The sequence below is a fragment of the Gloeocapsa sp. DLM2.Bin57 genome (assembly GCA_007693955.1).
Classification (GTDB): domain Bacteria; phylum Cyanobacteriota; class Cyanobacteriia; order Cyanobacteriales; family Gloeocapsaceae; genus Gloeocapsa.
The window spans coordinates 1-5,134 of record RECR01000022.1 but is presented as its reverse complement, the minus strand read 5'-3'; the positions used below and the strand labels follow the sequence as shown (position 1 = coordinate 5,134).

7 protein-coding genes are annotated in these 5,134 nt (G+C 39.8%); 2 read left to right on the top strand and 5 right to left on the bottom strand.

The genetic code is table 11. From position 1 onward, the window contains the following. From EA365_00615 to rpsB, 3 genes are all read right to left on the bottom strand, one after another. Positions 1-176: BrnT family toxin (locus EA365_00615; GenBank protein ID TVQ49148.1), on the bottom strand; the 176-nt coding region annotated here is incomplete at its 3' end. Beyond that, complete coding sequence (gene tsf, locus EA365_00610; GenBank protein ID TVQ49147.1) at positions 176-838, bottom strand: translation elongation factor Ts; 663 nt, start codon at positions 836-838, stop codon at positions 176-178. The genes tsf and EA365_00615, both read right to left, overlap by 1 nt. Positions 839-884: 46 nt before the next feature. Next, the gene (gene rpsB, locus EA365_00605; GenBank protein TVQ49146.1) at positions 885-1,682 is read right to left on the bottom strand and encodes a 30S ribosomal protein S2; all 798 of its coding nucleotides are present in this window, start codon (positions 1,680-1,682) and stop codon (positions 885-887) included. A gap of 123 nt (positions 1,683-1,805) precedes the next feature. On the opposite strand from rpsB, the gene EA365_00600 reads away from it, so the two are divergent. After that, complete coding sequence (locus EA365_00600; protein TVQ49145.1) at positions 1,806-2,891, top strand: AI-2E family transporter; 1,086 nt, start codon at positions 1,806-1,808, stop codon at positions 2,889-2,891. A 163-nt stretch (positions 2,892-3,054) separates the two neighbouring features. Here the strand turns inward: EA365_00600 and cysH are convergent, their stop codons facing one another. Beyond that, positions 3,055-3,837, bottom strand: a complete 783-nt coding sequence (gene cysH, locus EA365_00595) for a phosphoadenosine phosphosulfate reductase (GenBank protein ID TVQ49144.1) — start codon at positions 3,835-3,837, stop codon at positions 3,055-3,057. A 12-nt stretch (positions 3,838-3,849) separates the two neighbouring features. Then, positions 3,850-4,167 (bottom strand): thioredoxin, encoded by a 318-nt coding sequence (gene trxA / locus EA365_00590; GenBank protein ID TVQ49143.1) that lies wholly within the window; start codon positions 4,165-4,167, stop codon positions 3,850-3,852. Between the two features lie 47 nt (positions 4,168-4,214). On the opposite strand from trxA, the gene fabG reads away from it, so the two are divergent. Continuing rightward, on the top strand, positions 4,215-4,967 hold the full coding sequence (fabG, locus tag EA365_00585; protein ID TVQ49142.1) for a 3-oxoacyl-[acyl-carrier-protein] reductase: 753 nt from the start codon (positions 4,215-4,217) through the stop codon (positions 4,965-4,967). The last annotated feature ends 167 nt before the right edge of the window (positions 4,968-5,134 follow it).

The following is a 5,134-nucleotide window of genomic DNA, read 5'->3' as shown; positions in this document are numbered from 1 at the left end:
GCTTTTCTTGCTGAAATCAGACGGATCTCCCCGTTTCTTTCAGTATATACAACAACTAAATTAGTTTTGTTTTTATTTTCGCCCCACTGGAATATTATTTCTTTCACGTTTTGAGAATCTGCTGACAAAAACCTACCCTGATAAGGGGTAGGTAGGGAGAATAATCTCTTAATTATTAGTTGAGTTGACCAGTTTGAGCTGCTACTTCTTCAGCGAAATTTGACTCTTGTTTTTCGATACCTTCACCGAGAATAAAGCGAACAAAACGGCGTACTTGAATGTTTTCTCCAAGTTGGGCGATCGCTTGTTTAATTAGTTCTTCTACAGTGATACTCTGATCTCGAATATAGGGTTGATCTAAGAGAGAAAGTTCTTTGAGACGTTTTTCAATTCTACCTTGAACGATTTTCTCTTTAATATTGTCGGGTTTATTACCGAGATCGTCTCTACCCATTTCGATCTCTTTTTCTCTGGAGCTAATTTCAGCAGGAATTTCCGAGACGTTGATATATTCTACGTTAGGACAAGCCGCGATTTGCATGGCGATATTGCGCACTAACTCTGAGAACTCTTCACGACGAGCCACAAAGTCCGTCTCGCAATTTACCTCTACTAACACGCCAATACGTCCACCAGTATGGATATAGCTAGATACTAACCCTTCTGCTGCGATACGACCTGCTTTTTTCTCAGCGGAGGTGATCCCTTTTTGACGTAACCATTCGACAGCTTTGGTCAAATCTCCATCATTTTGGGTTAGGGCTTTTTTACAGTCCATCATCCCTGCGCCTGTTTTTTCCCGTAACTCTTTAACTAGTTTTGCAGATATTTCAGCCATGTTATGCTCTCTTTTGTTAATTTATAACCATAATCTCACGGTCTGACTATTCTTCGCTATCCCCATCTTTGGGATATTCCTCAGATATAGGTGATTCTTCTTCTTCTGGTTCTTCTTCAAATTTGTCATAATCTATTTCTTCTTCGTCTATTCCTGTAGGGATACCGTGATGTCCTTCGTTAATTGCGTCTGCTAATTTACCCACAATGAGTTTAATAGAACGAATCGCGTCATCATTAGCAGGTATGGGATAGTCAGCTAAATTAGGATCGCAATTAGTATCAATCATCGCTACTACAGGAATTCCCAATTTTTGACATTCCATAATAGCATTGTGCTCTCTACGTATGTCAACGACTACTACCACATCAGGAACACGACGCATTGTTTTTAACCCACCGAGATATTTTTCGAGTTTTTCTAGTTCTCGACGTAAAGAAGATGCTTCTTTTTTAGGTCTTTTATCTAATGCTCCACTGTCATTGAGTTGCTCTAATTCTTTGAGTCTTTCAATGCGAGTTTTGATTGTTTCCCAGTTAGTCAGCATACCTCCTAACCAACGTTGATTGACGTAATAGCCTTTACAACGTTTAGCTTCTTGAGCTATGATACCGGCGGCTTGGCGTTTAGTACCGATAAACAGTACTTTTTTACCTTCTGCTGCGGCTTCACGTAGATAACTATAGGCTTCTTCCATCTTTTCTGCGGTCTGGACTAAGTCTATAATATGAACACCGTTGCGAGCTGCGTAGATGTATGGATTCATTTTAGGAGACCAACGACGTGTCTGATGACCGAAGTGTACTCCCGATTCTAATAAATCTGCGAGGGAAACAACTGACATATATTTTTTACTCCTGTTTCGGGTTTAACCTCCATCCAGTGGAATTCCTTGTGAGAAACACCCGAATTTCTGGATGTGTGATTTTAAACAACTTTGCTAGTCTAACACATTTTCGTTAATTTTATGTCTCAACGTCCCGTCATTAATATTTCTCTGACTACGCTGTTATGGATTTTGGCAATTTTTCTTTTGCTGGTTTTGTTATGGCAATTGAGAAGTTTATTGGTTATCCTGATGATTGCTGTAGTAATTGCAGCTACTCTAGCCCCAATTATTGCTGAAGCAGAAAAGTTGGGTATCCCCCGTTGGTTGGGGGTAATTTTGGTTTATCTAGGTTTGATTGCTTTGTTGGTAACTGCGGGTTTAATCATTGGACCTACGGTGATTAGTCAGATTGAACGTTTATTACAAAAATTGCCTATTTATCTAGAAAGTTTGGGTAATTCAGCGGAAGAATTAGCTGTACGTTTTGGTATCAAAGAGCCAACAACTATTGATTTGATTAATCAATTCTTTGATGTACAGGCTTTGACTTCTTGGGTATTTCGTTCTAGTCAGTTGTTGATTTTGCGATCGCTGGTGGTTACCCGTGGTCTGCTTGGGGTAGCTTTTAACCTAGTATTAGCTTTATTTTTCTCTGGTTATATGCTCGCAGGCTCTGATAGATTACTCAAGGGTTTAGTTAGTATTTTTCCCGAACCTTGGGAACAACGTTTAGCCCAACAAATCACCCCTGTCAGTAAACGCATGGGGGGTTATATCCAAGGTAGAATTGTAGTCTCAGCTATTCTAGGTGTAGTGATTACTTTTGGTTTGAATATAATCGGAATCGTTGATTTTTCCCTAGCTTTGGGAGTAATTGCCGGGTTTACTAATTTAATTCCCTTTTTTGGTCCAGTTTTAGGAGCAATTCCCGCTTTAATCGTGGCGATCGCTCAGGGTTGGTGGACTTTTTTCTGGGTTTTATTACTTTATGTGATCATCCAAAACGTAGAAACCTATCTGTTAGATCCTCTCTTAGTGGGTTCTTCAGTCAAAATTTCCCCTATTTATCAATTATTAGCGGTTTTAGGAGGTGTACAAGTCTTAGGCATTATTGGGGCGTTAATTGTTCCGCCTTGGGTAGCAGGATTTAACGTTATGTTAGACAATCTCTATTTACAACCGAAGAGAAACCGAGAAGAAGGTGACTTATCGGAAATAGATTGAGAGAAAGCTAAAAATATAATAGAAGGGGAGAGGGGAGAGGGGAGAGAGGGGAGACGGGGAGAGGGGAGAGAAGGGAGTATGCTATATAGGAATAATAACAGCTAATACCGTTCCACCGTTCCACCTAACTCAACAAGAGCATTTTATTTTCCATTCGATATTATTATAATGTACTAGAATCTAGACTTTGAGCTTGTTCTGGTGTTAACTGATTAAGATGTAAACCACATTCTTGTTTTAGTCCGTGAAAACGGGTATCTCGCTCATTTTCGTCTTCTGCTAACAGGGGACGACTAGAATGCCAATCACCTACAGATACATAACCCAAGTCAAAAAAGGGATGATAGGGGAGGTCATATTTGGTTAAATACTGATAAATATCTTTAGCGTTCCAAGTTAGAATAGGATGAATTTTATAGTGTTTTCCCTGCATAGCGATAAAATCTAGGTGTTTACGGTGTTCGGTTTGATCTTTCCGCAAACCTGCTAACCAAGCAGTGGCTTTTAATTCTTGTAAAGCTCGCTGCATTGGCTCTACTTTACGTATTTGGTCATAGAGATTGAGAGATTGTACATCCTTTTGCTCCCAAAGTTTACCATAAAGAGCTTCCATGCGCGCTGGACTCATAGGTGATTGATAAACCTTGAGATTGAGTTTAAGACGTTGGCTTAGTTTCTCGGCGAATTGATAAGTTTCCGAGGGTAAATAACCAGTATCAATCCAAATAACGGGAATATCAGGTATAACTTCAGTCGCTAAGTGCAACATTACCGCTGATTGAATACCGAAGCTGGTACTCATCACTAAACCTTGATTAAAGGTATCATCTGCCCATTGAATGATTTCTGAAGCTGAAATCTGGGCTAATTTATCATTAATAGTGACTAAATCAGAAGAGTTAAGTATGGCTAGGGGATATTCTGCTGTTTTGCTTGGATAATTCATCAGAAAAATGGGTTACAGTAAACTTTCGAGACGTTGAATCAGTTGGGGGGTTTCCACAACTCCCTCAATCCGATCAATTGGTTGTCCATCCCGAAATAAAACTAAGGTTGGTAGGGCAGAAATATTGTACTGTGATGCGATTTGAGGATATTTGTCTGTATCTATTTTAACTATTTGTAGGCGATCGCTCAACTTTTGGTTGACTTGTTCGAGGATTTTTGCCATCATTTGACATGGTCCGCACCAAGTGGCATAAAAATCTACTAGTACTGGTAAAGTTGAACTGTTGAGCAGTTCGGCAAAGCTAGAAAATTGTTTTTTGACTGTCATGCTTTATGATTGTCTTCGTCCTTAAGTTTTATGATAACTAATTTTAGATGGTTGAGAGCGAAAATTTCAATGATTGTGTGGGTATTGTGACAGGTGCGTCTCGGGGAATAGGTAAAGCTACTGCTTTAGCCTTAGCAACACAAGGTGTTAAAGTAGTGGTTAATTATGCTAGTTCTCAAGAATCTGCTCTAGCTGTAGTTAAAGCGATTACTGAAGCAGGAGGAGAGGCGATCGCTATTAAAGCCAATGTTGCCCAAGAAGCAGAGGTAGAGAATCTGATTAAGGAAACCATGGCAAAATGGGGACGTATTGATATCTTGGTTAATAACGCGGGAATTACCCGAGATACCCTATTATTACGTATGAAAACCGAAGATTGGCAGGCAGTAATTGACCTGAATCTAACTGGAGTATTTCTCTGTACTAGAGCTGTAAGTAAAATTATGTTAAAACAGCGTAGTGGTAGAATTATAAATATTACTTCTGTAGCAGGAGAAATGGGTAATCCAGGTCAAGCTAATTATAGCGCAGCCAAAGCAGGGGTGATTGGTTTTAGCAAAACTGTAGCCAAGGAGTTAGCTACACGTGGGGTAACGGTTAACGCGGTAGCACCAGGATTTATCAGCACCGATATGACTAAAGATATTCCAGGAGAAGAGATTCTTAAATTTATCCCCCTAGGTCGTTTTGGTCAACCCGAAGAAGTAGCGGGAATGATTCGCTTTTTAGCTACAGATTCAGCAGCAAGTTATATCACAGGTCAAGTTTTCAACGTAGATGGGGGTATGGTTATGGCTTAGATTAGGTTTAGGTTTTAGGGGTTAGATGTTATTCTGAATGCGCGAATGCGCGAATTAATTATTTTTTCGCACATTCACTCGTTCTACATTCTTCATTCCCCCTCTCCCCCTCCTCACAGGTGTAGGTTTTTGACAATGAGATTCTGGCGAAGGTGAGACAAGGAAGA